Annotated in this window: 22 protein-coding genes and 3 pseudogenes; 5 read left to right on the top strand and 20 right to left on the bottom strand. The window is 44.7% G+C overall.

What is annotated here, in order from left to right:
- Window positions 1–10: 10 nt before the first annotated feature.
- Window positions 11–1,261: a GTPase HflX gene (gene hflX, locus HT574_RS03720; protein ID WP_175243504.1), complete on the bottom strand. Its 1,251-nt coding sequence runs from the start codon at window positions 1,259–1,261 to the stop codon at window positions 11–13.
- A gap of 166 nt (window positions 1,262–1,427) precedes the next feature.
- On the opposite strand from hflX, the gene HT574_RS03715 reads away from it, so the two are divergent.
- Window positions 1,428–2,063 (top strand): trimeric intracellular cation channel family protein, encoded by a 636-nt coding sequence (locus tag HT574_RS03715; protein WP_175243503.1) that lies wholly within the window; start codon window positions 1,428–1,430, stop codon window positions 2,061–2,063.
- Window positions 2,064–2,081: 18 nt separating this feature from the next.
- On the opposite strand, the gene HT574_RS03710 is transcribed toward HT574_RS03715, so the two are convergent.
- The 11 genes and pseudogenes from HT574_RS03710 to HT574_RS03660 all read right to left on the bottom strand — a co-directional run bounded on the left by HT574_RS03710 (window position 2,082) and on the right by HT574_RS03660 (window position 15,480).
- Window positions 2,082–3,230: a thiolase family protein gene (locus HT574_RS03710; RefSeq protein WP_042410813.1), complete on the bottom strand. Its 1,149-nt coding sequence runs from the start codon at window positions 3,228–3,230 to the stop codon at window positions 2,082–2,084.
- Between the two features lie 19 nt (window positions 3,231–3,249).
- On the bottom strand, window positions 3,250–4,101 hold the full coding sequence (locus HT574_RS03705) for a 3-hydroxyacyl-CoA dehydrogenase family protein (RefSeq protein ID WP_175243502.1): 852 nt from the start codon (window positions 4,099–4,101) through the stop codon (window positions 3,250–3,252).
- Between the two features lie 47 nt (window positions 4,102–4,148).
- Window positions 4,149–5,768 carry a long-chain fatty acid--CoA ligase gene (locus tag HT574_RS03700; protein WP_175243501.1) on the bottom strand — a complete coding sequence of 540 codons (1,620 nt, stop codon included), beginning with the start codon at window positions 5,766–5,768 and terminating at the stop codon, window positions 4,149–4,151.
- Window positions 5,765–6,853: a CaiB/BaiF CoA transferase family protein gene (locus HT574_RS03695; RefSeq protein ID WP_175243500.1), complete on the bottom strand. Its 1,089-nt coding sequence runs from the start codon at window positions 6,851–6,853 to the stop codon at window positions 5,765–5,767. The genes HT574_RS03700 and HT574_RS03695 overlap by 4 nt, the downstream gene beginning before the upstream one ends.
- 15 nt (window positions 6,854–6,868) lie before the next feature.
- Window positions 6,869–8,014 carry an acyl-CoA dehydrogenase family protein gene (locus HT574_RS03690; RefSeq protein WP_175243499.1) on the bottom strand — a complete coding sequence of 382 codons (1,146 nt, stop codon included), beginning with the start codon at window positions 8,012–8,014 and terminating at the stop codon, window positions 6,869–6,871.
- A 3-nt stretch (window positions 8,015–8,017) separates the two neighbouring features.
- Window positions 8,018–9,626: pseudogene (locus tag HT574_RS03685) on the bottom strand (fatty acid--CoA ligase).
- Between the two features lie 196 nt (window positions 9,627–9,822).
- A complete protein-coding gene (gene spoVK / locus HT574_RS03680) occupies window positions 9,823–10,755 on the bottom strand; it encodes a stage V sporulation protein K (RefSeq protein ID WP_017435036.1) in 933 nt (310 codons plus the stop codon).
- A 244-nt stretch (window positions 10,756–10,999) separates the two neighbouring features.
- Window positions 11,000–11,224, bottom strand: coding sequence for an RNA chaperone Hfq (gene hfq / locus HT574_RS03675; RefSeq protein WP_017435037.1), 225 nt, complete (start codon window positions 11,222–11,224; stop codon window positions 11,000–11,002).
- A 33-nt stretch (window positions 11,225–11,257) separates the two neighbouring features.
- The gene (gene miaA / locus HT574_RS03670; RefSeq protein ID WP_175243498.1) at window positions 11,258–12,205 is read right to left on the bottom strand and encodes a tRNA (adenosine(37)-N6)-dimethylallyltransferase MiaA; all 948 of its coding nucleotides are present in this window, start codon (window positions 12,203–12,205) and stop codon (window positions 11,258–11,260) included.
- A 125-nt stretch (window positions 12,206–12,330) separates the two neighbouring features.
- Entirely contained in the window at window positions 12,331–14,022 is a 1,692-nt protein-coding gene (locus HT574_RS03665) for a methyl-accepting chemotaxis protein (RefSeq protein WP_175243785.1), read from the bottom strand.
- Between the two features lie 105 nt (window positions 14,023–14,127).
- Entirely contained in the window at window positions 14,128–15,480 is a 1,353-nt protein-coding gene (locus HT574_RS03660; protein WP_175243784.1) for an MDR family MFS transporter, read from the bottom strand.
- A gap of 228 nt (window positions 15,481–15,708) precedes the next feature.
- Here HT574_RS03660 and HT574_RS03655 point away from each other — a divergent pair, with 228 nt between their 5' ends.
- A complete protein-coding gene (locus HT574_RS03655) occupies window positions 15,709–17,220 on the top strand; it encodes a glycine betaine uptake BCCT transporter (RefSeq protein WP_175243497.1) in 1,512 nt (503 codons plus the stop codon).
- A gap of 52 nt (window positions 17,221–17,272) precedes the next feature.
- Here HT574_RS03655 and HT574_RS03650 read toward each other — a convergent pair whose 3' ends face one another.
- The 6 genes and pseudogenes from HT574_RS03650 to HT574_RS03630 all read right to left on the bottom strand — a co-directional run bounded on the left by HT574_RS03650 (window position 17,273) and on the right by HT574_RS03630 (window position 19,997).
- Window positions 17,273–17,428 (bottom strand): hypothetical protein, encoded by a 156-nt coding sequence (locus HT574_RS03650; RefSeq protein ID WP_175243496.1) that lies wholly within the window; start codon window positions 17,426–17,428, stop codon window positions 17,273–17,275.
- Window positions 17,385–17,618, bottom strand: a pseudogene (locus HT574_RS19745) (MFS transporter); the annotation flags it as partial. The pseudogene HT574_RS19745 and the gene HT574_RS03650, both read right to left, overlap by 44 nt.
- 13 nt (window positions 17,619–17,631) lie before the next feature.
- Window positions 17,632–18,363, bottom strand: a complete 732-nt coding sequence (locus HT574_RS03645) for a bactofilin family protein (protein WP_175243495.1) — start codon at window positions 18,361–18,363, stop codon at window positions 17,632–17,634.
- A gap of 13 nt (window positions 18,364–18,376) precedes the next feature.
- Entirely contained in the window at window positions 18,377–19,081 is a 705-nt protein-coding gene (locus HT574_RS03640; RefSeq protein ID WP_175243494.1) for a polymer-forming cytoskeletal protein, read from the bottom strand.
- A gap of 4 nt (window positions 19,082–19,085) precedes the next feature.
- Window positions 19,086–19,715, bottom strand: coding sequence for a YhbD family protein (locus HT574_RS03635; RefSeq protein WP_061580189.1), 630 nt, complete (start codon window positions 19,713–19,715; stop codon window positions 19,086–19,088).
- Between the two features lie 12 nt (window positions 19,716–19,727).
- Window positions 19,728–19,997 (bottom strand): hypothetical protein, encoded by a 270-nt coding sequence (locus tag HT574_RS03630; protein ID WP_175243493.1) that lies wholly within the window; start codon window positions 19,995–19,997, stop codon window positions 19,728–19,730.
- 415 nt (window positions 19,998–20,412) lie between these two features.
- On the opposite strand from HT574_RS03630, the gene HT574_RS03625 reads away from it, so the two are divergent.
- Window positions 20,413–22,134 carry a GMC family oxidoreductase gene (locus HT574_RS03625; protein WP_175243492.1) on the top strand — a complete coding sequence of 574 codons (1,722 nt, stop codon included), beginning with the start codon at window positions 20,413–20,415 and terminating at the stop codon, window positions 22,132–22,134.
- A gap of 247 nt (window positions 22,135–22,381) precedes the next feature.
- Here the strand turns inward: HT574_RS03625 and HT574_RS03620 are convergent, their stop codons facing one another.
- A complete protein-coding gene (locus HT574_RS03620) occupies window positions 22,382–23,407 on the bottom strand; it encodes a C40 family peptidase (RefSeq protein WP_175243491.1) in 1,026 nt (341 codons plus the stop codon).
- A 334-nt stretch (window positions 23,408–23,741) separates the two neighbouring features.
- Here HT574_RS03620 and HT574_RS03615 point away from each other — a divergent pair, with 334 nt between their 5' ends.
- Window positions 23,742–24,581, top strand: a complete 840-nt coding sequence (locus HT574_RS03615) for a zeta toxin family protein (RefSeq protein WP_175243490.1) — start codon at window positions 23,742–23,744, stop codon at window positions 24,579–24,581.
- 21 nt (window positions 24,582–24,602) lie between these two features.
- Here the strand turns inward: HT574_RS03615 and HT574_RS03610 are convergent, their stop codons facing one another.
- Window positions 24,603–25,466: a DUF3990 domain-containing protein gene (locus tag HT574_RS03610; protein ID WP_175243489.1), complete on the bottom strand. Its 864-nt coding sequence runs from the start codon at window positions 25,464–25,466 to the stop codon at window positions 24,603–24,605.
- Between the two features lie 291 nt (window positions 25,467–25,757).
- Between HT574_RS03610 and HT574_RS03605 the strand changes: the two are divergent.
- A pseudogene (locus HT574_RS03605) lies at window positions 25,758–25,878 on the top strand (DUF1572 family protein); the annotation flags it as partial.
- Window positions 25,879–26,001 lie beyond the last annotated feature (123 nt).

Genomic DNA, 26,001 nt, shown 5'->3' with positions numbered 1-26,001 from the left:
ATGACCCTTTCTATTTTTGAAATTGACGCAACTGTCCGTATAGCGGATGTTTTGGCATGACATACCCTTTGCATTCATACATGCCGCTTTCTTCATTATAGTGCAATTCGTGCAAAATCGTTTCTGATTTCAACTGAGCCAGCAATTTTCCTTCATCATCCGGGATCGATACGTAATAGCCGACCATCTGTTTCTTGACCATCTCTTCGATAAACTGCCGCAGGCGCCGAATATCATCGGCGCAAAATGCGCTCACCATCATCGCTTCCGTTTCCGTGCTTGGCACAAAATGAGGATGGCGGATATCCTGCTTATTATAAATAGTCACAATAGGAATAGACGCCACACCAAGCTCATCGAGCAGATTGTAAACCGTCTGTTCATGATGATAATAATCCGGGTTGGAGGAATCAACGATATGCAAAATTAGATCCGCTTCTTTTACTTCTTCCAGCGTCGAACGAAACGCCGCGACTAACGTCGTCGGCAAATCTTGAATAAAACCGACCGTATCGGTTAAGAGCACCGTATAGCCGCTCGGAAGAATGAGCCTGCGCGTCAGCGGATCAAGGGTGGCAAACAATAAATTTTCTTCGAACGAATCGGCAGCGGTCAAACGATTAAACAACGTTGATTTTCCTGCATTCGTATAACCGACAAGAGAAATTTGAAAAGCGCGATTTTTTTTGCGGCGCTCCCGATAGCGCTCGCGATGTTCGGCTACCAGTTTCAATTGTGTTTTAATCTCATCGATGCGCCGGTAAATATGGCGGCGATCCGTTTCTAGCTTCGTTTCCCCCGGCCCCCTCGTGCCGATTCCGCCGCCAAGGCGGGACAACGCTGTCCCTTGTCCGCCTAAACGCGGCAATAAATATTGCAATTGCGCCAGCTCTACTTGCAGTTTTCCTTCTTTCGACCGGGCGCGCTGGGCGAATATATCTAAAATAAGCTGGGTCCGGTCAATAATGCGCACCGCCAGCTGTCTCGCCAAGTTGCGGTTTTGGCTTGGCGACAGTTCATCGTTAAAAATAACGAGATCCGCTTCCGTTTGCTCGACAAGATGTACAAGTTCTTCTACTTTTCCTTTTCCGATATAGGTGGCCGGATGGATCGCTTCCCGTTTCTGCGTCACCGTCGCAACCACTTCTCCGTTTGCCGTATGCACGAGCGATGCCAATTCTTCCATCGAATAAAAAAACCGCTCATCATCGATATGAGGAAGCTGGCATCCGACTAAAATCGCTTTCTCCCGTTCGCTCAATTAGGCACCTTCTTTCCAGCAGCATGACTGAGTCTGTCTCCATCATAGCAAATCTGCGGTAAAATCGCTACGGCCTTTGCAACAAACATTCTTGTTCCAGCTATTGATTTTCCGCTCCCTTCGCCATACAATGTTACCGTATGACAGGAAGGAAAGGGATGCATAGATGACATGGGAAGTGTTAAGCATCATCGGCACGATTGCGTTTGCGATCAGCGGCGCGATTGTTGCAATGGAAGAAGAATATGATATACTTGGCGTTTATATTTTAGGCATTGTCACCGCGTTTGGCGGCGGCGCGATCCGCAATTTGCTCATCGGCGTTCCCGTCTCTGCTTTATGGGAACAAGGATTTTTATTTGTCATCGCCTTGATCGCCATGACAGTCGTTTATTTATTTCCGCAAAAAACATTGCTCCATTGGAAACGGTGGGGAAACTTTTTTGATGCGCTCGGCCTTTCCGCATTTGCCATTCAAGGCGCGCTGTACGCTGTTAAAATGAATCACCCGTTAAGTGCGGTCATTGTTGCCGCCGTGCTGACCGGAAGCGGCGGCGGCATTGTCCGCGACATTCTTGCCGGCCGAAAGCCGCTTGTGCTGCGCGCGGAAATCTATGCGGTATGGGCGATTGTCGCCGGCGTCGCGGTTGGCACAAAATTGGTGTCCACCCCTTTTGGGCTTTATCTATTGTTTGCTGTCGTCGCGCTATTAAGGATTTTATCGTATACGTACCATTGGCAACTGCCGCACCGTTCGCTAAGGAATCAGGCTGTCGATCAACCTCAAAAAACCGGCGTATGATGCACGCCGGTTTTTTCGTTACAGCCGTTCGATAATCGTCGCCGTCGCCATCCCATGGCCGATGCAAATCGTCAATAGTCCATATCGGCCATTGCGCCGCGCCAGTTCGTAAACGAGCGAAGTCATTAATTTTGCCCCTGTCGCCCCTAGCGGATGGCCGAGCGCAATGGCGCCGCCATTGACGTTTACTTTAGAGAGTGGCGCGCCGATTTCTTTTTGCCATGCCAATACAACAGGGGCAAATGCTTCGTTAATTTCAATTAAATCGATATCCTCAATCGTTAATCCTGCCTTTTCAAGCACCTTTTTTGTCGCCGGAATCACGCCGTCAAGCATATAGGTCGGGTCGGAGCCGACGACCGTCTGCACGACGATGCGCGCTTTTGGCGTTACACCAAGCTTTTGAGCCACCTCCTTTTCCATCAATAACACCGCTGCCGCTCCGTCACTCATTTGGCTCGCATTGCCGGCGGTAATTTTGCCGTTTTCCCGGAAAACGGGCTTCAAGGAAGCAAGCGCTTCCGGGGATGTATCCGGACGCGGCCCTTCATCTTTGGTGACGATGATTTCGTTTCCTTCCTTATCGAGTCCTTTTACCGGCACGATTTCTTTGTCAAATATTCCATCCTGCTGGGCGCGAAGGGCGCGCTGATGGCTTTCGTACGCGTAGGCGTCAAGCTGTTCGCGCGTTAAACCATACTTTTCCGCGATTAGCTCGGCAGAAACGCCCTGATGGACAAATTCGTATTTTTCATGGAGCGATGGCGGAATCGTATGTTCGTTGCCGTCGCTTAAAATCGGCACCTTCGTCATGCTTTCGACTCCGGCGGCAATCGTAATGTCCATGTCGCCCGAGCGAATTTCCTGAGCAGCGAAATGAATGGCCTGCTGTCCTGATCCGCACATCCGATTGATTTGCACCGCCGGCACTTCGACGGGAAATCCTGCCTCGAGCGCAGCGAGCCGGCCGATGTTGTAGCCTTGCTCGGCAATCGGCGTCACACAGCCCATGACGATGTCTTCGACTAACCGTTTTTCTACTCCTGCTCTTTTCACTACTTCATCGAGTACCGTCGCCGCTAAATGGACAGGATGGACGTTGCGGAACACGCCGTTGCGTTTGCCGACCGGCGTGCGCACCGCTTCGACAATCACCACTTCTCTCATCGTCTTTCCCCCCTCGCGTCTATTCATTGTACGTATAAAATCCTCTTCCTGTTTTCCTTCCTAAATATCCTGCTTCAACTAGCTTGCGCAGCAGCTGTGGCGCCCGGAAACGGTCCCCGTATGCTTCCGTTAAGTTTTCGCTGACAAACAGCATCGTGTCCAGTCCGACCATATCAGCAAGCTCTAACGGCCCCATCGGATAATTCAAACCGAGGCGGACCGCTTTGTCGATATCTTCAGCAGAAGCGATCCCTTCCTCATACATGCGGATGCATTCGATCATATGCGCGGCAATCGCCCTTGTCGTGACAAATCCTTGCCGGTCTTTGACGATGACCGTTTCTTTGCCAATTTCTTCGGACAGGCGCTGAATCGCCGCCACCGTATCATCGGATGTCGTCTCGCCTTTGACGATTTCAATGAGCTTCATTACCGGCGCAGGGTTAAACCAATGCATGCCGATCACTTTATCCGGCCTTGCCGTCGCCACAGCAAGCGCCGTAACGCTTAGCTCGGACGTGTTCGTCGCCAAAATCGCTTCCTGTTTCGTATAACGGTCTAACTGTTGAAAAACATCTTTCTTTAACGTTAAATCTTCCGGCACCGCTTCAATGACGACATCCACATCTTGCACCGCTTCTTGCAAACCGGTAGCGGTACGAATGCGCTGCAGCGTTTGCTTTGCATCCTGTTCCGATAATTTTCCCGCTTTTACAAACCGGGAAAGGCTTTTTTGTATCGAAGCAAGCCCTTTGTCAAGGGCCACCTCGGAAATATCATATAAACGGACCTCTTTGCCCGCCATCGCGAGCGACTGGGCGATGCCGCTTCCCATTAATCCAGCTCCAACAACAGCAATCGTCTTTGCCATAATATCTCCCCCATTCAAAGTCAAGTCTATCGCTCGTTTATAGCACATTATTGAGCATTCGTACTAGAATAATAGTTTTGCAGCTCTTCACGCAGTTTCCGTTTTAAAAATTTTCCGACGCTCGTTTTCGGTATTTCTTTCATAAAGACGATATCGTCCGGCAGCCACCATTTCGTAAACTGCGGCCGCAAAAAGTCATACAGCTCTTCTTTCGTGACTGTTTTTCCTTCTTTCAGCACGACGCAGGCAATCGGGCGCTCCTGCCATTTCGGATGCGGAACGGCGACGACCGCCGCTTCAAACACCGCTTCATGGGCCATAAGCGCGTTTTCCAAATCGACGGAAGAAATCCATTCCCCGCCGCTTTTGATCACATCTTTTGTCCGATCGACGATTTTGACAAACCCTTCTTCATCGACGGTGACAACATCGCCTGTGTGCAGCCATCCGTCACGAAACGCTTCTTTCGTACGCTCGTCATTGTAATATTCAGCAGCAATCCACGGGCCGCGCAAGCATAGTTCGCCCATTTCTTTTCCGTCCCAGTTTACCTCGCCGTCTTTGCCGACGATTTTCATTTCGAGACCTGGAACGAGAATGCCTTGTTTTGCACGTAATTCTAATTGTTCCTCATAAGATAAGTCTTGCTGATAGCTTTTCAGGCGCGATACTAATACGAGCGGGCTTGTCTCGGTCATGCCGTAGGCGTGAATAAACGGAATATGATATTTCTCTTCAAACGCGCGGATGATGCCTTTCGGAGCCGCCGCTCCGCCGCAAATGACGCGCGTCAAGCTGCTTACATCGTAATTGCCTTTCTCTAACTCTTGCAGAAGGCCGAGCCAAATTGTCGGCACTCCCGCCGCAATGGTTACTTTTTCACTTTCAATTAATTCTGCCAATACTTTGGGAGTAAAAGCCGGTCCAGGCATAACTAATGTAGTACCAAACCAAGTCGCCGCAAACGGCAAGCCCCATGCATTGGCATGGAACATCGGTACGACCGGCATCGCGACATCGCGCTCGCAAAGCCCCTGCGTATCGGCAAGCCCGAGCGCCATGCTATGCAAGACGGTGCTGCGGTGTGTATATACGACGCCTTTTGGATTTCCCGTTGTCGCCGACGTATAGCACATTCCCGCCGGCTGATATTCATCCAAATCTTTTTTAAACGGGAAGGACGGGTCTCCTTGCTCCAATAGTTTTTCATAATGATAGACAGGGGAAAGCTTCGTTTCCGGAAGCTCTTCTTTGTCGGTCATCAGGATAAACGCGCGCACGTTCGGAATCTCGTCTTTCACCGCCTCAATTGCCGGAAGCAAATCATCATCAATAAGCAGCACGCGGTCGTCGGCGTGGTTAATAATATAGGCGATATGCTGAGGCGAGAGGCGGATGTTAATCGTATGCAGCACCGCGCCGATGCCCGGGATGGCAAAATACGCTTCCAAATGGCGGTGATGGTTCCAGGCAAAAGTTCCGACGCGGTCGCCGACGGAAACGCCGAAATCGGCCAAGACGCTGGCAAGCCGTCTTGTCCGTTCGCCAATTTCCTTATATGTATGGCGGACGATGCCGTGCTTCAGTCGGGAAACGACTTGTTTTGTCGGAAAGAACGTTTCCGCTCTTTCCAACATCGTTGAAATATTCAATTGCGTCTTCATCATTTCCTCATCACTCCTTCATTTCGCAATGGATTTGCATGTTCATTCAATAATGGCGCTCTTTTCCGTTTTTGCAATGTGTTTGGCTCGTAGCGGGTGGCCACTTCGATGCGCCCGTCTGTAATGTGGACCATCTTGCGGTAACGGTCATCCGCAAACAGTTTTTTCGCCTCATCCGTTTCGAGTACGGGCGCAAGGCAGCAATCAACCGTTTGGCTAAACTCCAGCCATTCTTGCAACGTTTTCGACCGGAACAGGTTTACGATTTCTTGATAAACACGGTTGTCTTCGTCCGCCGGCGAATAATGATGCGCAATCCATTCCGGCTTGCCGACGGCGCGGCAAAAGTTTTCCCAAAAGTGCTTTTCCAAGGCGGCGATGCTGACGTAGCGGCCGTCCTTTGTCTCATACAGCTGGTAAGACACGATCGTGCCGGCAAGCTCGTTGATGCCGTTTTTTCTGCCGGTGTGATGCTCGATGGCAAAATGGTTAGCCATCATCGACAGCAAGCCATCGACTAAGGACAGATCGATGTACGTTCCTTTCCCGGTTCGCTCGCGGTAAAACAAGGCGGCGAGAATTTGTTCGGCAGCATGGATGCTCCCGATTAAATCAGCAAGCGTAATCGTCGGATGGACAGGACGGCCCTGTCTATCTTTTAACTGCGCCAACACGCCGGTAAGCGCCATATAATTTAGATCGTGGCTGCCGAAAGATGCATACCGGCTATGCTGGCCGAAGCCGCTGATCGAGCAGTAAATGATTGTGTCATTCCACTCGCGCACATTGTCATATCCCAGTCCGAGCCGCTCCATGACCCCCGGGCGGAAGCTTTCGATAAGAACATCGGCTTTAGAAACCAGACTTTTTGCTGTTTGCAGATCCCGTTCATTTTTTAAATTTAATGCGATGCTTTTTTTGCCTGCGTTATTGGCGTGAAACACGCACTCATCGGCAAGCGAGCGCAGTCTGTCGCCGGCAGGCGGTTCGATTTTAATGACTTCAGCGCCTAAATCAGCAAGGCGAAGGCTGGCAAATGGGCCGGGCAGGTAGTGGGAAAAATCGATGACTGTAATTCCGTTTAACACAAAGCCACCTTCTTTCTATAAATCCAAGTTTCTTGCAATGATGGTTTTCATCATTTCATTCGTTCCGGCATAAATCGCGCTGACCGGAATGTCGCGGTAACGTCTGGCAATCTCGTATTCTTCCATATAGCCGTAGCCACCGTGCAGCTGCATGCTCTCGGCGGCGACTCGCTTCGCCATTTCCGTAATCCACCATTTCGCCATCGACACGTGTGTGACGACATTTTTTCCTTGCATATGTTCTTCAATGACACGGTCGACAAACGTCCGTCCGAGAGCAATTTCCGTCGCCATTTCGGCAAGGCGGAATTGAACGGTTTGAAACTCGCTAATGCGTTTTCCAAACGCCGACCGCTGCATGACATATTGCTTCGTCAGCTCAAACATCGCTTCCGCCGCCGTCTGTGCGGCGATTGCCACCACCAGCCGCTCTTGCTGGAGCTTTTCCATTAAGTAGTAAAAGCCTTTTCCTTCTTCACCAAGCAAGTTTTCTTTTGGCACTTTTGCATCATTAAAAAACAATTCAGCCGTATCTTGCGCGCGCAGCCCGACTTTTTCAAGCTTGCGGCCGCGCGTAAACCCCGGTGTATCGCGCTCGACGACAAGCAGGCTGATGCCCCGGTGCGGCGGTTTGGCATTCGGATCGGTTTTGCAGGCAACGATGATTAAATCGGCGTGGATGCCGTTGGTAATAAATGTTTTTTGCCCGTTGACGATATAGTAATCACCGTCTTTGACCGCCGTTGTTGAAATGCCGGCCAAGTCCGATCCCGCTCCCGGCTCGGTCATCGCGATTGCGGTAATGATTTCACCGGATACGCATTTTGGCAGCCACTTTCGTTTTTGCTCTTCCGTTCCGTAAGAGGCAAGGTATGGAACGACGATATCGTTATGCAAGCCGATGCCGACCATGCTAGATCCAACTTTTTCTAGCTCTTCATTGATCACGACCGAATAGGCGAAATCGGCGTTAAAGCCGCCGTACTGTTCATCGACCCATGGACACAGAAAGCCGTTTTCGCCCATTTTCGCCCAAAAGGAGCGGGGGATGATCCCGCGTTTCTCCCATTCTTCATAGTATGGATATGCCTCTTTTTCCAAAAACTTTCGAAAGGCGTCCCGGAAAATCTGATGCTCTTCGCGTAAGTAGCGAGCTGTCATTGGTCATCCCTCTTTTCCGCTTTTCGCCGCGTTTTTCATTTGTCTGCGAAGCAAAAATTTTTGAATTTTCCCGCTTGCATTGCGCGGAAGGGTATCGACAAAGTAATAGGCGCGTGGCCGTTTATAAGGAGCGAGGCGGTCGCTGTTTTTGCAAAATTGCTCCAGCTCCTCTGCGGTAACATCCGGGTCTTTTTTGACAACAAACGCCACGACTTTTTCGCCCCACTTTTCATCCGGCTCGCCGACAACAGCGACATCAAGCACGCCGCGGTGTTCGTACAGCACATCTTCCACTTCGCGCGGGTAGATGTTTTCGCCGCCGCTAATAATCATGTCATCGACGCGATCTGCGACATACAGGTAGCCGTCTTCATCGATATAGCCTAAGTCGCCGGAATGATACCATCCTTTATACATCGCCTTTGCCGTCGCTTCTTCGCGGTTGTAATAGCCGACCATCATGCACGGACCACGCATAATGATCTCGCCGACTTCCCCTGGCGGCAGCACTTCATCTGGATCGGACGGACCGTCTTCCTGCGGCCTGACGACGCGAATTTCATGATTCAGGCAGGCGCGGCCGGCCGAACCGGCTTTTGTCAATTGTTCATCTTCTAGCAAAAACGTCACCGCCGGCCCCATTTCCGTCATGCCGTACGCTTGAATAAGCTGGATGCCCAGCCTCTCTTGACATTCTTTCACAAGAACCGGAGCCATCGGGGCGGCGCCGTACAATCCGAGACGGAGCGAGGATAAATCGTAATCGCTTACATTTTCCTGCAACAGCATATTCCACATCGTTGGCGCGGCAAACAATAACGTAATTCGTTCCTGCTCGATCGTTTTTAAGACAAGCTTCGGGTCAAAATGATGAAGAATGACATTCGTCGCACCGGCATGCACGCGCGGCAAAAAGCAGCAATGCAGCTCTGCGCAATGAAACATTGGAGCGCTGACAAGCCCGCGGTCCGTATCGCGAATGCTCATGACCGCATTGCAAATCATGCTCTGTTCAATCATTCATGACCGCATTGCAAATCATGCTCTGTTCAATCATATCGCGATGACGGTGCATCACCCCTTTTGGCCATCCGGTCGTGCCGCTGGTGTACATCATCGCATAAATGTCATTTTCTGATACATCCATCGAAGGAGCGGTTGCTTGCGCATTGCTGACAAGCACGTGGTAATTGGCAGCATATGATGGTGTATCGTCGTCAATGTACCAAAACGAAATGTGCGGGAATTGACCATGAATACCCGTCATTTGCGGTTCCACTGCCTTCTCGAACAAGACGACTTTTGGCATCGCATCTTCAAGAATGTAAGCGGTTTCTTTCGACTTCAAACGAAAATTAATCGGGTTGAACACGGCGCCGATTTTTGCACAGGCGAAAAACGCCGTCCCAAGTTCAAGCGTATTGTACAAAACGGTGGATACCCGGTCTCCTTTTTGCACTCCTGCTTCAAGCAGCGCGTTGGCGAGGCGGTTTACTTCCTGTTCCCATTGCTCATACGTATAGCGGCGCCCTTTCATGATATCGACGACCGCTTCTTTTTTCGGAAATTTCCGCACCGTCTGGGAAAATACTTCCCCGATCGTCATGTACAAGCGCCATACCCCCTTTATCTCTTTAAAGTATCATTACTATAACATATCAAGAAGCGGACGGTAATATGCAAAAATGATAAAATATACAAATTATTCAAAATATTACGCTTCCGTTCCCCCTTGCTTATTTATTCGGCATATGCTCGCAAAATCCTTTATGTTGCACAAAAAAAAGAAAGGGATTTCCCCTTCCTTTTTAGGAACTGATGACGAGATCACGGTCACGGATCAGCATCAGTTCCTTTCTATCATATCTCCCTTCGCGCAGAAGGCGTACCGCCTGTTTGCGGATTGCCTTTTCAATTAAGTTGCGGACGTAGCGTCCGTTGCTGAACTTGCCGCGCTGGTTTGTTTCAAGCACTTCTTCAATATGGCCATATAATTTCCGTTCCGCTTCCGGCGTAAACTCATATTCCCGTTCACGCAGCATTTGTTTTGCAATTTTCACCAGCTCATCGACCGTATAATCTGGAAACTCGATCGTTAACGGAAAACGGGACGGCAAGCCTGGATTTAATGATAAAAAATAGTCCATCTCTTTCGGATAGCCCGCCAAAATGACAACCAAATCATCGCAATAGTCTTCCATTCCTTTAACAAGCGTATCAATCGCCTCTTTGCCGAAATCTTTTTCCCCGCCGCGGGCAAGCGAGTATGCTTCATCAATAAACAAAATCCCGCCGCGCGCTTTTTTGATTAAGTCCCTCGTTTTATTCGCAGTATGTCCGATATATTCACCGACTAAATCGGCTCGTTCCGCTTCAATAAAATGCCCTTTGGAAAGCACGTTCATTTCAAAAAACAATTTTCCTAAAAGCCGCGCCACCGTCGTTTTTCCTGTGCCAGGATTGCCTTTAAAAATCATATGGAGCGCTTGTTTATTCGATTTTAAGCCGTTTTCTTTGCGGACTTTGTTAATATAAAGCCACGCGTAAATTTCTTTAATGATTTTTTTTACATGATCGAGCCCGATCAGCTGATCGAGTTCTTTTTGAATATTTTTTAACGCTTGATGCTCTTCATAATTAATGAAATCATGTCGGTCCTCTTTTACTAGATGATTAATATTTTTCGAATTGAGAACAATGTTAATTTGTCCTTTTGCCTTGTTCATTGTTAATTCCGACAATGGGGTGTCACCTCACTTCACCATTTTCGTGGCTGCCTTTTTCACCGCTTCGTTCTTTATCAGTATACGTCTTTCACCGCCGATTCGTGACAATCGCCCAAGTAAAAGAAACAAGCAAGCAGCATAGTTTGGCAAGGAATACAAGTTTGTATATTTTATTCAGCATAACCGATTTTTACGCGTAAAAAAGTGCCCGCCTGTTCAGACGGGCACTTTTGGTTTCCATTCGTTATATAAAACGCATTTATTCTGTTTCAAACTGAATGTTTTTTTCCGGGGCAAATGTCGAAATCGCATGTTTATAAATGAGCTGCTGCTTTCCTTGGACTTCCAGCAAAACGGTAAAATTGTCAAACCCTTTGACGTAACCGCGCAGCTGAAAGCCATTTAGTAAATATACGGTGACTTGTGTTCCATCTTTGCGCAACTGATTTAAAAACTGGTCTTGAATGTTAATGGAATTTTTCATAAAACGTCCTCCTCTTTTTCTCTCTAGCTAATTTTATATATTCGCTTCTAATTGAAGCTTTCCTGCTATGTATTGAAAAATTTCCTCTGTTTTCTCATCGAACTTCGATACATCAGTCATATCGAACCATTGAACAGGCATTTGGTTACGAAACCATGTCAACTGCCGTTTCGCATAGCGGCGTGAGTTTTGCTTCAACTGTTCGATTGCTTCTTTTAAGGAAACGCGCCCATCAAAATAGTCATACAGTTCTTTATAGCCGATCGCCTGCACAGATTGGCAATCGCGAATGCCGCGGTCATATAATGCCTTTGCTTCTTCCAGCAGCCCTTCGGCAAGCATTTGCTCGACCCGTTCGTTGATGCGTCGGTACAATTGTTCCCGTTCCATCGTCAGCCCGACGATGGCGGCATCATAAACAAGTTGTTTCGTTTGTCCGCGCTGCCATTCCGTCATCGTCTTGCCTGTGCAATGATATATTTCCAGTGCGCGGATGACGCGGCGGATATTGTGCGGATGAATGCGTGCGGCGCTTTCCGGATCAACGGCTTTCAATTTTTCATACAATGCTTGTTCTCCCTTCTCCTCGGCAATCTTTCGCAACTGACGGCGATATGCTTCATCGGAAGGAGCGGCAGAAAATTGGTAATCATAAATGACCGATTGAATATATAGCCCGGTGCCGCCGACGATCATCGGCAGGCGCCCGCGCGCGGAAATTTCATGAATAAGCGAGCGGGCAAGCCGCTGGAATTCCACGACGGAAAACGATTCCCACGGTTCTTTAATGTCAAGCAAATGATGTGGAATCCCTTCCATCTCCTCCGGTTTAATTTTTGCCGTTCCGACATCCATTCCTTTGTAAATTTGCATCGAATCCCCGCTGATGATTTCCCCATTTAACCGCTTTGCTAAAGCGATGCTTAATTTCGTTTTCCCGACGGCGGTCGGTCCAATGATGACGACAAGCTTCTCTCCCATCAGCAGCTCCACTACTTTCTTTTTAGCAATATGTACATTTATTTATTATATCCAAATACACAAAAATTTTGCATGTATTTTTCGTTGCAAAAGCATGAAAAAACGAACGTCGTCATGGACGTTCGCTACATATTGAATCGTTTTAAAAGTGATTGTACGTCTTCCGCCATTTTCGATAAGGAAGCAGCGGAAGCTGAAATTTCCTCCATGGAAGCGAGCTGTTCTTCCGTTGCTGCGGACACTTCTTGCGTTCCCGAAGCGGCGGATTCAGCAATCTGCGTTACTTGTTGCATCGACTGTACTACTTGTTCCGCAGCCGCTGACATTTGTTGAACAGAAGCGGAAACATCTTGAATTTGCGCCGCGACTTCATGGACAGCCGTCTGGATTTGTTGAAAAGCTTCTCCAGATGTGCAGATGGCTCCGGTACCAGTTTCTACTTCTTTTAGCACCGCCTCCATTGATTGAACAGCCTCGTTTGTTTCCTTTTGAATCGTCGCAATTAACGAAGCAATTTGTCGCGCTGATTGCGCCGACTGCTCGGCCAATTTCCGTACTTCATCAGCCACCACAGCAAATCCTCGTCCATGTTCGCCCGCTCGCGCCGCTTCAATCGCCGCGTTCAACGCCAAAAGGTTCGTCTGCTCCGCAATTCCACTGATCACTTCAATAATTTTGCCGATTTGTTCGGAGCGGTCTCCTAATCCTTTTACAATCCCAGCAAGGCGCTCCACCGTATGATTTACTGTATTCATTTGCGCGACAGCCGTTTGAATCGTCTTTCCGCCTTCTGATGCTTTTTCCGACGTTTGCAGCGCAATCACCGACACGTTTTGGGCACGTTCGGAAATTTTCTGAATTCCCTCAGACATTTGATCGATCGTCTCTGCTGTTTTTTCTACGCTTTGCACTTGCTTTTCCACACCCGAAGCAACATTTTGAATCGTGAACGCAATTTGTTCCGTCGCCTTGCTCGTCTGTTCCGCACTTGCTGTCAATTGTTCGGAAGACGCTGCGACTTGTTCGGCACTCACCGCTACTTTTTCTAATACATCGCGCAAATTTTTCGCCATTTGGTTAAAAGACGCTGCCAGTTCGCCGATTTCATCGCGGTTATGAATCACAATTTCCTCCCCAGTCAAATCGCCATCGGCAATTCGTTTTGCAGCTTCGGAAAGGGTGAAGAGCGGGCGAGAAAGAATGCGGCTGATATAAATGGTAATGATGTTGCCGATAGCGAGCGCCATGACTCCGATCATAATCATCCATACTTTAAGAGATGCCGCTTCTGACGTGGTATCCTTGTTGGCCTGATTCATATCTGTTTGCTGAATTTCCGTCAGCTGCCGTGCCACTTCATCAAATTGTAAAGTAATATTCCTTCCTGTCGTTGTCATTAACTGTGTATAAGCCGCCACATTATTTTCCTCTTTTAATTGAAACATTTGTTGCCCTAGTTCGTAAAACTGCTGTTCCAGCTCATCCAACTGCGCGAGCAACTTTTTTGTTTCCGTCTTTGTCAACGTTTTCGCGAGTTCATTGCTTAGCTTTTCATATTCATTGTGCGCTTTCGTAAAGTTTGTCAATGATGTTTGATCGCCGCTAAGCAAATAGCCGCGCATGCTCCCCTGCTCGCGTCGGATCAAAATTTCTAACTGTTTGACATTGACAAGTTTTGGAACCTTGTCATTTAAAAGGTGCGTATAACTAGCATTAATAGTGGAAATCTCGTAATAAGCAATGCCAATGATCGTGATTAACAGCATATATACGGCGGCAAATACTGCATACAATTTTTTTCGGACTGTGATTTTCATCATCTAATCCCCCCGTTCATTCACATCGTGCAGCGCTCTGTCTGTAAAAAAAAAAGAGAAGGGAATCACCTTCCCTTCTTTATATCGGTATATAATGCCAAATATTTAGGCCATTTCCCCGGAACGAAGCAAATTATTTTTTCCCCGTTCCGACTCATCCCAAATGAGAAACGACGTTAGTAGGGCCACAATGCTGCCGATAAAACCAAATAAAAAGAGATGATGGATGCCTGTCATAAAATCGGCCGCTTTCGTTAAAAAGGCGCCCATAATCGTGACGCCAATGGCTGTACCGATGTTGCGGCAAAACATAAAAAACGAAGTTGCGATTCCCTTTTCATGCGCATCGGCAAGCTGCTGCGAGCCGATGATGCCGACGGTAGACGTCAATCCGAACGATAGTCCTTGAATGAACATGGCAAAAAAGACATATAAAAATCCATTGCTTTCATTTAAAAGTGCAAGCAATATTCCAGAAAGCACAAGGAGAACGTTTCCGATAATCAATAAAATGCGATAGCCATAGCGTAAAATCCATTTTCCTGCCGGCACAGCGGCAATCATCCAGCCAATTGACATGCCTAAAAGAGCGAGGCCGCTCACAAACACTGTTTTATGCGCGATATTTTGCAAAAATAACGGAATATAGCTAGACGTGCCAAATAAAGCGACACAGCTGACAAATCCGTTTATGTTCATCCATTTTAACGTTTTATGCTGCACAAGCGTCAATGGAACAAGCGGAGACGTTTGCTTTTTTTCATATAAATAAAAAACAACTAATAACACAGCGCCAATGGCGCCATACATCCACTGGTTGCTTTCGGCCACCGTTATCAATAGAAGCAGGCTGATCGCGGCCGCAAATAATCCCGCTCCAATATAGTCAATCGACGTCCGCTTCGGTTCGTACACTTCTTTATATGGCAATAGCGTGAGTAAGGAAAGCAAGCAAATCGGGATATTAACATAAAAAATCCAGCGCCATGATGCATACTCGACAAATAACGCTCCTAAAAGCGGGGCGATAACGGCAGAAATTCCCCACATCGCCGTAAAAAACGCCTGGATGACGCCACGTTTTTCCACTGGAAATAAATCTCCAGCAATGATGGCCGGAAACGGCATCATAAAGCCAGCGCCAATTCCTTGAACAGCGCGAAATAGGACAAGCTGAACCATATTTTGCGACATCCCGCAAAGAAGAGAACCGATGAGAAATAAAATAATGCCGAAGCTAAACACTTTCTTTCTCCCAAAAATATCGGAAAGTCTCCCGGCGATTGGAGAAAGAACGGTCGTTGTGATCATATAGGAAGCAAACGCCCAAGCATAAAGAGAAAACCCTCCGAGTTCTTTCGCAATAATCGGCATCGTCGTATTCATGATCGTCGTATCCATCGATGCCACGAGCATCGCGAGCACAATGCTTATCATTACGAATATTCTGCTATTCACCATGCCTACCCCCTTTTTTATTTACCATGAGTAATTTATTTTACACGATATCATCGTTTTCCTACAAAAAAAATGCTTGTTTTCATATCAAAGCAAATCCATTGCCATTTCTATATTTTTTCTTTACCATAGAAATGAAAAACTTTTTTCTTTCCTTCTCCGACACCCGAAAACGCTAACACGATCCTCATCGGCACCCATTAAACAAAGATTACAAGGAGGGATAAGATGAGGAAAGTATCGACCGTGTTCTACATTTCTATTATAATTGCTATTTTATTTATTATTTGGGGAGTAATACCCGCAAGTAAACTGCCTGATTATAACTTAGGCGCTGTCAGTACGGCAGTACATTCCTTTTTAATTGATCGATTTGGCTGGTTTTATTTATTGGCAGCGACAACATTTCTTGTTTTTTGTTTATTTTTAATCTTTTCGAAGTACGGCAACATTCGTCTTGGTGAGGACGATGAGAAGCCGGAATATAGCAGCGCAACATGGTTTGCGATGTTATTTAGTGCCGGTATGGGAATCGGGTTAGTGTTTTGGGGGGTGGCTGAACCTATTTCTCACTACCATACGCCGCCTGCCGGAGAAGGAGGAACGCCGGAAGCGGCGCGCCTAGCGATGCGGTACGCCTTTTTCCATTGGGGGCTGCATCCATGGGCAATTTACGGTGTAATTGCGCTGGCACTTGCGTATTTCCAATTTCGCAAAAAAGAACCGGGTGTCATTAGCCGCGTATTGCGGCCAATATTTGGCGATAAAGTGAATGGCGCTGTCGGCATCACCATTGATACGCTTTCTGTATATGCGACGATATTTGGCGTTGCTACTTCACTAGGGCTCGGAGCGATTCAGATTGGCGGAGGATTATCGCGTTTATTTCCAGCCATACCGAATAATTTTATGACACAACTCATCATTATTATTGTTGTTACATTTTTGTTTATGACTTCTGCGCAAACGGGATTAAATAAAGGAATCAAAATATTGAGCGACACGAATATCGCTCTTGCGGTTTGGCTTATGCTGTTTTTGTTGTTTGTCGGTCCAACGAGCTTTATTATGGAAGTGTTTACTACAACGATTGGAACTTATTTACAAAACTTGCCGTCCATGAGTTTTCGGTTGACACCGTTTGAGCAAAGCGACTGGCCAAAATCGTGGACGATTTTTTATTGGGCATGGTGGATCGCGTGGGCACCGTTTGTCGGAACGTTCATTGCCCGCATCTCAAGAGGTCGTACTATACGTGAATTTATGATCGGTGTGTTAGCCGTTCCAACCGTATTTAGTACCTTATGGTTTTCCGTCTTTGGCGGCTCGGCGTTATATTTAGAACGGTTTCAACATATCAGCATCATCGATGTCATGAATGACAAAGGGATGGAAACCGCATTGTTTTTCATGCTGCAACAATTTCCGTTTGGCACGATTTTATCGGGATTAGCGATTTTATTAATTTGTACGTTCTTTGTCACGTCAGCGGATTCGGCTACGTTCGTTCTCGGTATGCAAACAACAAACGGGATGTTGAACCCGCCAAATTCCGTCAAATTTATTTGGGGAATCACGCAGTCAGCCGCAGCCGTGATCCTGCTTTGGACAGGAGGTTTACAGGCGCTGCAAACCGCATCGATTGTTGCGGCATTTCCATTTGCGATCATTATGATTTTGATCGTCATCTCATTAATTCGTTCGTTTCAAAAAGAACCGATTGCCAAAAAACGAATATAAAAAAAGCGAATGCTGCGTATTGCCGGCATTCGCTTTTTCTTTTGCGAGATACTTATTCCTTCCTGACTTGCACCTTGCCTTGCTGTGCGGCATGCATCGATGCGAGCCGATCGTTTGTCATGAAAAAGACGAACAGAAGCGTCAGCGCTGCTGGGATTAAGCTAGATAAAAAACCGCTTCCGTCCGTACGTGTCGGAAAGTTTCCCAAAAATCGGCATCCCTGCCATTTCGGTCACCATATACGCGGACGTCACCCAAACAAACTTATCAAGTCCTCCTCAATCCGCGACAATCGTCGCCATCGCTGTCGCAACGATCGTATTGTCCATCGATGCAACAAAAATGCCAATGAGCAGTCCCAATGCCACCCATTTAATGCTTGTTTCGTTTCTCCTCATTTTTCTCCCTCTCTTATGATCGTTTTCTTTTTTCTTTCACGATCGCTTTTTCGTCTTGCTGAAAGCTTGTGTGATATTCAACAAGATCAATGTTACAGCCTGGACCAATGATGATGCGGTCTCCTCGAACAACTTTGGCGTCGGTGTGTTCCAAATAAATGTCATCCCCTTCAATCGTTTCCGCTTTTAACTTTGAATCGTAAGCAAATCGTTTCAAAAAATGAAGAAGATTCATTGCTTTACTTCGTTTGACGCGAATCGTTTTTCCGCCAATTTCGAAGATGCGGCTGTCGGCAAAATAAAGATATAATTCGACCTGATCTGCGTTTAGGATGTTCCCAATCTCCACTGCGCCTTTGACCGAAAAAACGTCCGCTTCGCAATCGCGGGATACTTTCATTTCTCCGTAACCATGAATCGTTCCTCCTGTTACATCGCCATCCGCATGGACGGCGCCGCGGAGATGAAAATCGTATGCTGCGGCGGCATTTCCGCGTAGATTCATTTCCCCAAATAGCTTGATCGTTTCCCCTTGAACATTTCCTCGTATATTCGCTTGACCAAAGATGTGAAACGATTTCGCCTCGATGTTGCCGCTCACATCGGCATTGCCAAACACTTTGCAGCGGTCACACCATAAATCGCCGTTAATCGTTGCATCCCCGCGAATCGTCACTTTATGAAACGTTCCTCCCGAAGTGAGAGCAGATCCATTTACGGTTAAATGGCGCACATTATTTCCCACATTTCTCCCTCCTTCATACTTTTTTATAAGTACCGACTTTCGCGCCCGAATCACATTGAAATTCATCTTGATATTCCACAACCTCAATGTCGCATCCAGGGCCGATCGTCACCCGATTGCCTCTGACTGCTTTCGCGCTTGTATACTCTAAATAAATTTCATCCCCTTCGATGCTTTCGGCAGTCAGACCAAAATGAAATAACAGTTTTTTCAAAAATGTTATTCCTTGCAGTTTTACCTCGATGCGCTCTCCGCCTATTTCTTTTGCTTGGCAATGTCCGAAAGGCTTTATTTGAATTGTCTCCGCATTTAATAAGCCGCCAATAGAAAACTCTCCTCTCGCTTTAAATTGTTCCGCATCACAGCCTCCTTTAATGGCTGCCTCTCCATGAATATGCACTTCGTCCGCCGATAAATTCCCGCCTACATTTGCGCTCCCGTGGCAATCAAATTGTTTGCATTGCACATCGCCGCCCATCCGGGCGCTTCCATGAATTTTTACATGTTCCGTTTTTAATGATCCCGTAATCCGGGCTTTTCCGGATATATGCGCCGCCTTTGCTTTCACGTTTCCTTCCATTGTCGCCGTCCCGTAAATCGCCATATCGTTGCAGTCGATATCTCCATGCACCTTTCCGGTTCCAGAAATTTTGACCAAATCGTATAGACCGCCCGAAGCACTTCCAGTACCAGATATAACTAAATCCTTCCTTTCCATCTGTTTATCCCTCCGACACCATCAGTTTTAATTGCTCTACGCAAGTCGGCACATGAAGGCGAACAATGATCTTCGCCTTTTCTTCGACATAGACGTCATTTCCACTTGCTACTAATAGACATATTGCCACTCCCATTTTTCGCAGGAAAAGCAATTCGCAACTCCGGCCTTGGAAGGCGGCATAATATTTCTCGAATACATCGAATACGCTTTTTCCTTCTTCCAAACTAATTTCCCCTGTTTGCAGCAATTGATCAAGAATATAGAGCTGCAGCAGTTCAGTAAAGGAAAAAGTGTGCTGCTCCCCTTTTTGTTCCATATAGAATTGCAGCGACATTTTCGAAACAATATTACGTTTTATAATTTCATCCTTATGGAGAGTAATCGCGGCAGGGTTCGGAGAAAACATATTTGCCAGTTCATCGAGCGACAGATCATCTTTCATCTGTTTAATTTTTTCAATTCTCGCTAGTATTTTTTCTTTTGGAAAAAACGTTTCTTGCCCCGTAAATGTCGATTTGCGAATAAACCATTCTTCTGGAATTAATTTTTTCCGTTTCCACCGATACAGCTGTCCATAAGAGATCCCTGTTCGTTCCAGCAATTCTTTTTTCGAGATTAATTCCTCCTCCACCATCGACACCTCCTACGCTATATAATGTAACATAACAATGTTACGTTGTAAATAAGAAAATGCTGCTGCCAATGAACGTATTGGCAAACAGTTAGCATGTTTGACCTTTTTCCAATGTTGATTCCCATCAAACACCCGCAAAATAAACTCGCGCGCTGGAATGTTTTTCTTTTCAAAAGCAAGCAGAAAATGATGCGAGTCATACGGCACTTGGCGAAGCGTTACATAAATAGCCATATTATCGATATGCAAAACCGCATACGGAGCGAACGGTTTTGCCATGGCATCCTCCATTTTTATTGCCTTGCAAGCTTAAGGAAAATCTGTTCTCAAGCTTTAAATTTTTAACGTCACTATTCCACTACGCACCCGTTCACTCAAGAAAAAGGCCCTACTTCCAGGTAGTATATTCATTGCACCAATTTGGGTTCTTAACCATAAATATGAATATACCAGTTCAAATTTTCTAAAAAATGAGTTCATTTTTTATCCTTATTATTTTTATCGAGTTGACAGCTGGCAACATATTTTAAATTTGTTACAGCAAAGTTTATATGCTGAAGAAAATGGTATGTGCGATGAGCACTGAACTTTTCCATAAGTCAACAAGTGAACAGTCCGATCCGATCATTTCAGCACAGAAAGGATAAAGGATAGAATTGGTTATTCTAAATCCTATATTGAAAGGAATGATAGCATGTCAACCAAAAAACCTTTTGATTATATCGTGATTGGTGCTGGAACTGCCGGAGGGGTAATTGCCAAAGAATTAACGGATGACAAACGTACTTCTGTGCTTGTCCTTGAAGCAGGAACGAATCTGACGAACGAGCTAAGTAGTCCTTCTCGTGCAACATCAAGTGCTTTATCTACTGATAACAGATTTTCATTTAATATTCTTTCTAAAACGCAGCCAACCATTAGCAGTCAGCTTAGATTAGCAAGCGGCAGAGCAATTGGGGGAAGCTCAGAACATAATGCAATGTATGCAGTACGTGGAAGTAGAAACCTTTATGATGAGTGGGCAAATCTCATCGGATCTCAATGGAGTTACAGCAATATTCGTTCTTTATTCAAAAAAAATGAAACCTATACAGGAAAGACACAAGATCCAAACGAACGGGGAACAAAAGGTCCTATTTTCGTTAGACAACAAATCATTCCTAAGAATGGACTTACAACTATTTTAGCTAAAGCAACATCAGATGTTTTGGATATCCCAATTGTTGAAGATTATAATACGGGCATAAGAGATTGTACATTTTTCAAATCACAATTTCTGAACAAAGAGGTAGATGGAAAGTTTGTCCGTTCATCTACTGCAACTGGATATTTAAATAAAAATATTGTCACACAAGGAGATGAGTTCGATCCAGATGAATTTGGGGTTAATGGGAGAAAGTTGGTCATTTTAACAAAAACAACCGTCAATAAAATTCTATTTAGACAAAAAAGAGGAATTAACATTGCTATTGGCGTTGAGTTTGTCAGGAACGGGAGATCACAAAGAGCTTTTGCAAGAAAAGGAATCATTGTCTCTGCAGGCAATTTTTCTTCGGTCATTCTACAACGTTCGGGAATTGGGAGACCAGCTGATTTGGGTAAAGCAGGCATACGAACATTAGTAAAGAGTCCAAATGTTGGTTACAATTTCCAAACGCATTATGCTGTTGGAATGGGTGTAGAAGTAGAAACAACACGACTCCTAAAGGTAATGTCCGCTGATCCTGATCAGCCATTTACACTCGGTGCTTTTAAAGGGGAAGACGGAGGAGGGGGGCGCCGCCTTCAATTATTTGGACTCCCAACACCATCGTTTGTCCCTATTCAAGATGTAATGATTAATAATTGGGATTTTGATCCGAAAAAATCAAGTAATATAATGAGTATTGGAATTTTCGACATTAACCCTAAAAGCAGGGGCACGATTATGGTCGCCCATAGCGATCCTGAGGCTTATCCATCCGTTGACCTTAATCCGCTGGGAAATCCTGATGACTTAGATTTTATGGTGGATCAGTATATTCAGGTTTTCAATATTATGAAAAGAGCTCGCAAACTAGATCCGGACGGCATTTATAAGGTTGTATACCCTCCTGAAAATATATTCCATTTAACTAATGAGGTAGAAAAGCGAAACCTGCTTGCTAATTATGTCAAGGCCTCTTATCATAATCTCGCTCATTTTGGTGGGCAATGTAGAATGGGTAGAAATATTCAAGAAGGAGTTGTTGATGGATTCCTGAATGTCTTTGGTACCAAAAACCTTAAAGTCGCTGATCTTTCCATCTGCCCTATTTTACCAGATGGTAACACTTCCATGCCTGCTCAGATGATCGGTTTAAATGCGGTACGATTTATTCAAGAGGATCCTTCCCCATATGTGGTGGATGATGAGGAATTTGAAGATGTTGAATGATAAGAATGAAGATGATAATAGAAAAGAAGCCCTTTTTGTTTTGGAAAGAGCTTCTTTTCAGGCCGTTGAGAAAAACTATCTCAACGGCTGTTGACATAAGACTTGTTAGAAGAAATCAGTATCACAAAAAACCTCTTAGCGCCCAAGGGGGATCGACTTGTCCGATTTTACTGTTTATACATTGTTGATACATCAAAAAATCGAGTGTAAAACCTAGGCGATTTTACACTCGATTGCTTTTCACAGATTAATTGATTACACGTACTGCTTTCACAAACCGTTCTTTCCAATAAGAAGAATTGATTGATACATAAGAGACGCCTTTAGAAACTGTAGCATTTAACATTTGGCCGTTACCTGCATAAATTCCAACGTGATTGATCGCACCATTGAAATCTGTATCAAAGAAGAGCAAATCTCCTTTTTGAATCTGATTGAGAGAAACTGTCGTGCCAGCTTGTGATTGTGCTGCCGAACTGCGAGGCAAAGAAATTCCAGCTTCACCAAATACCCGCATAGTAAAGGATGAGCAATCAAATGCATCTGTGCGAGATGGACTAGCACCATATAAATATTTGGCACCTAAATATTTTTCGCCAATTTGAATGACTCGATCAGCCAAAGAAGAATTCACAGTTTTTGTGCTATTGGAAGGAGTGGTAGATATCGAACCCGGGGAAGGTTTAGAAATTTTTTGATTGGAAGATTGAGCAAGAGCTTTTTCTCCAGTAACTTTAATAGATTGTCCCACTCGAATAAAATTAGGATTCTTAATTTCCGGATTTAAAGCGAGCAATGAACTAACTGTTGTATGAAACATTTTAGCGATGCTAGAAAGAGTATCTCTTTCTTTAACGATGTAATAACCATTAGCACTTGATTCCTTAGTAGCAGATTTAATAGAAGATGGAGCCGCCCCAGACAAGCGAATCGTTTGACCGGCCTTAATAAAATTTGGATTAGAAATTTCGGGATTCATCTTTAATAACGCAGCAACAGTCGTATTAAATTGCTTTGCAATTTTGCTTAAGGTATCGCCAGGCTTCACTACATATGTATCATTTTTTTCGTTAACTTTTAATATTTGTCCAGGGAAAATAAAATCAGAAGTTAAATGATTCATTTGTTTTAATGCTTCTACAGTAGTGTTGTATTTTTTGGATATTTCCCAAAGCGTATCGCCTTTTTGGACAGTATAACTACTAGCGAAAGCAGTTTGGCCTGCTAATAAAGAACTTATAATTGTACCTGTAAGAATAAATGATTTTTTCATGTTGTACCCCCCAAGATGTACTTTGGACATTACATTTCTATTAACGTCAATCATTATATTTAAAAAAAATTTCTAATCTATAACAAAAACAATAAGAAGTGGTTACAAATCTATTACATTTCCATTACAGATGAAAAATACTATCTTTTTTATGTAAAGCGGCATATTACATAAAAAGGGCTCAGATCTAAACCAGATCTGAGCCCAAGTTGTCGGCTTGGTCGATAAAACTGAAAAAACAGTCGGCTTGAAACCAGATGTTTTTTATTTATTAAATATCTTTTACCGAACCTTCATCTCTTTTGTGCATACATTGATATGGGTGATTAAAACAATGAAAATCATAAAGACATTATGCAATTTAAAAAATATCATCTCTCGTAGCGAAACAGGCATACGAGAGGTTTGGGTTCGTCGTATATTAGGAAAAGGATTCAAAAGGAATAACCCCAAAATAAAAGACACGAAGGAAATATATTCAGTTAAAGGCTATAAATACAGCCAAAAGCGACATGCCATGCATATGAACATTGTGAATAAAATGATAAAGCAAGCGTCTTCCCCCAAAAAAGGGGAAAAGTCAATAGCTATTCTCATTGGCGGAGGGACCGCCTCAGGAAAGACGACCATGCGAAAATCCGTTATTGAGAAAAAGCTGGCTGAAATAGGTATACAGGCAGTTGCAGTAGACCCTGATGAAATAAAAGAATACATCCCTGAATATAAATTATTGCAAAAAACCCATCCGAATGACGCTGCTCGCCTCGTCCATAAAGAATCCCTTGATATTAGCGATCTATTGTTGAAACAACTTATTCATCATCGGAAACATTTTATTTACGAAGGAACCATGGCAAGAACCCGAAAATACAAAAATTTAATTAAAAAACTAAAAAAAGCCCGGTATGAGGTGCATGTCTATATAGTGGATGTTCCGCTAGAATTAGCCAAACAGCGGGCGGACGAAAGGGCAAAGGTTACAGGAAGAAAAATTCCACCTCATATTATCGAAAACACGCACAAGCTTGTATCGAAAACTTTTGAAGCCATCAAGGATTGGGTGGATAGCTATTATGTATACGATAATCGAGATCGATTGAAGCTCATTGCTTCTAAGAATTATATCGAACCTGCATTATACAATGAGTTTTTAAAAAAGGGAAAAGCGAAGTAAGGGGATTCTTTGAAAGTCTTGTTATTTACGAACTTGATTCTTCTTTCTCATATACATTTCGTATTCTTTGTGCCATAACTTATGCGTTCCATACAAAATGGAGAAGGACCAATAGGCTGCTGGTTCGTGCATCATGATTGGGTTAAGCTGCAAGGATGCTAAAGATTTTCGCAGTACTTTATCCGCCTGTTGGCTGGTTAAGTTGCCAATGGCCATCAATTCATCACGTATTTCGAGTAAAAACATGTTATTATCGATTACGCTTTCTAGACTTCGGACATGATTAAGCAGTTGTTTTATTATAGATTTTTTCGTATGTGTTCCTTCAGGTTTGCAAGCCACAATTTTTAATTTGGATAAACACCTTGTGGCCTTCATGCTATTTAAAGACAGTTGATCTTTAGTATAGGAAACCTTTATTTTGTCGGGATCGGTTAAATGACTTCCTCCAACTGGTCCATACACGTAGTCATAATGGTGCTTCTTTCCTGCGCGACACTCTTTGACAAACCGTTCCCACGATCGCTGATGGTGCGGCCACTCTGGCTCATGAGGCAAGGGAAACTCTTTTCCCTTTAATTGACGCAGCTCCTTTAAATTAAGCTCATATGCTAAATAAGCCGGAATTTTTGTATCCGGATGATTAAAATACTGAGATTTGCTGATATTTAATTGGTCTAATATTTCAGGAGAAATTTGTGGATGCATCGCTCTGATTTGTGCCCAGCTTTTTGCTTGCTGGAGATTCAAGGTAACGTAAAAACCCTTTCCGAAATCAGTAAGGTCTCTCTGCGCGTCCAACCGTATTCCAATATCGCGAATAATTTTTGCTGCAAATAAATTTGTTCCATGATAAACCGTACATACATCATTAACAGGAAGCATAAGGGGGACCTTCCTTTCCTTTTAGGGTGCAAGGTGCAATCGTTATATAGTATGAAAGAGGACATATACATATGTTTTATCATTATTTACATGAAAATGGAGAAGGATGCCATTCGGAAAGATAGACTAGACTGCCGTCAGCGTATGGCCTGAACCAAAAAATTTTCATAATACTAATATGGTAATTGTTCCCAACAACACTTGCTCCTGCTATTTTTTTTGCCAAGACCGGTTTTATCATCAACTTTAACAAGTTAAAGAAGAAAACCAGCACCCCTTTATCATTGACCTGTTCCAACCAAAAGTGAGCCTCATATGGTTATCAAAGCTATTGAAAGACAAATGTATCATTATTCTTATCATATTTGGGCAAATCGTTTACATCGCGAAACAACTTAAATCTGATAACTAGAAAAACTTAACAACCCCAAAAAAAAGAAATAAATAATTGGCTTTGTTTCGCTAATGAGAGCGATAGTGAAAGAAGACAGACAAAAAAGACCGATTTATTCGGTCTTTATAGACAGGGGATGAT

Origin of the sequence: Parageobacillus sp. VR-IP (assembly GCF_013357975.1) — a bacterium.
In the GTDB taxonomy this organism is placed as follows: domain Bacteria; phylum Bacillota; class Bacilli; order Bacillales; family Anoxybacillaceae; genus Saccharococcus; species Saccharococcus caldoxylosilyticus.
This window is presented reverse-complemented; position numbering and strand designations above follow the sequence as displayed.

Excerpts from the sequence above, each read along its gene's own strand:
- HT574_RS03715 (WP_175243503.1), top strand. The coding sequence starts at position 1,428 with ATGACATGGGAAGTGTTAAGCATCATCGGCACGATTGCGTTTGCGATC.
- HT574_RS03710 (WP_042410813.1), bottom strand. The coding sequence starts at position 3,230 with ATGAGAGAAGTGGTGATTGTCGAAGCGGTGCGCACGCCGGTCGGCAAA.
- HT574_RS03705 (WP_175243502.1), bottom strand. The coding sequence starts at position 4,101 with ATGGCAAAGACGATTGCTGTTGTTGGAGCTGGATTAATGGGAAGCGGC.
- HT574_RS03700 (WP_175243501.1), bottom strand. The coding sequence starts at position 5,768 with ATGATGAAGACGCAATTGAATATTTCAACGATGTTGGAAAGAGCGGAA.
- HT574_RS03690 (WP_175243499.1), bottom strand. The coding sequence starts at position 8,014 with ATGACAGCTCGCTACTTACGCGAAGAGCATCAGATTTTCCGGGACGCC.
- hfq (WP_017435037.1), bottom strand. The coding sequence starts at position 11,224 with ATGAAAAATTCCATTAACATTCAAGACCAGTTTTTAAATCAGTTGCGC.
- miaA (WP_175243498.1), bottom strand. The coding sequence starts at position 12,205 with ATGGGAGAGAAGCTTGTCGTCATCATTGGACCGACCGCCGTCGGGAAA.
- HT574_RS03665 (WP_175243785.1), bottom strand. The coding sequence starts at position 14,022 with ATGAAAATCACAGTCCGAAAAAAATTGTATGCAGTATTTGCCGCCGTA.
- HT574_RS03655 (WP_175243497.1), top strand. The coding sequence starts at position 15,709 with ATGAGGAAAGTATCGACCGTGTTCTACATTTCTATTATAATTGCTATT.
- HT574_RS03640 (WP_175243494.1), bottom strand. The coding sequence starts at position 19,081 with ATGGAAAGGAAGGATTTAGTTATATCTGGTACTGGAAGTGCTTCGGGC.
- HT574_RS03630 (WP_175243493.1), bottom strand. The coding sequence starts at position 19,997 with ATGGCAAAACCGTTCGCTCCGTATGCGGTTTTGCATATCGATAATATG.
- HT574_RS03625 (WP_175243492.1), top strand. The coding sequence starts at position 20,413 with ATGTCAACCAAAAAACCTTTTGATTATATCGTGATTGGTGCTGGAACT.
- HT574_RS03620 (WP_175243491.1), bottom strand. The coding sequence starts at position 23,407 with ATGAAAAAATCATTTATTCTTACAGGTACAATTATAAGTTCTTTATTA.
- HT574_RS03615 (WP_175243490.1), top strand. The coding sequence starts at position 23,742 with ATGAAAATCATAAAGACATTATGCAATTTAAAAAATATCATCTCTCGT.
- HT574_RS03610 (WP_175243489.1), bottom strand. The coding sequence starts at position 25,466 with ATGCTTCCTGTTAATGATGTATGTACGGTTTATCATGGAACAAATTTA.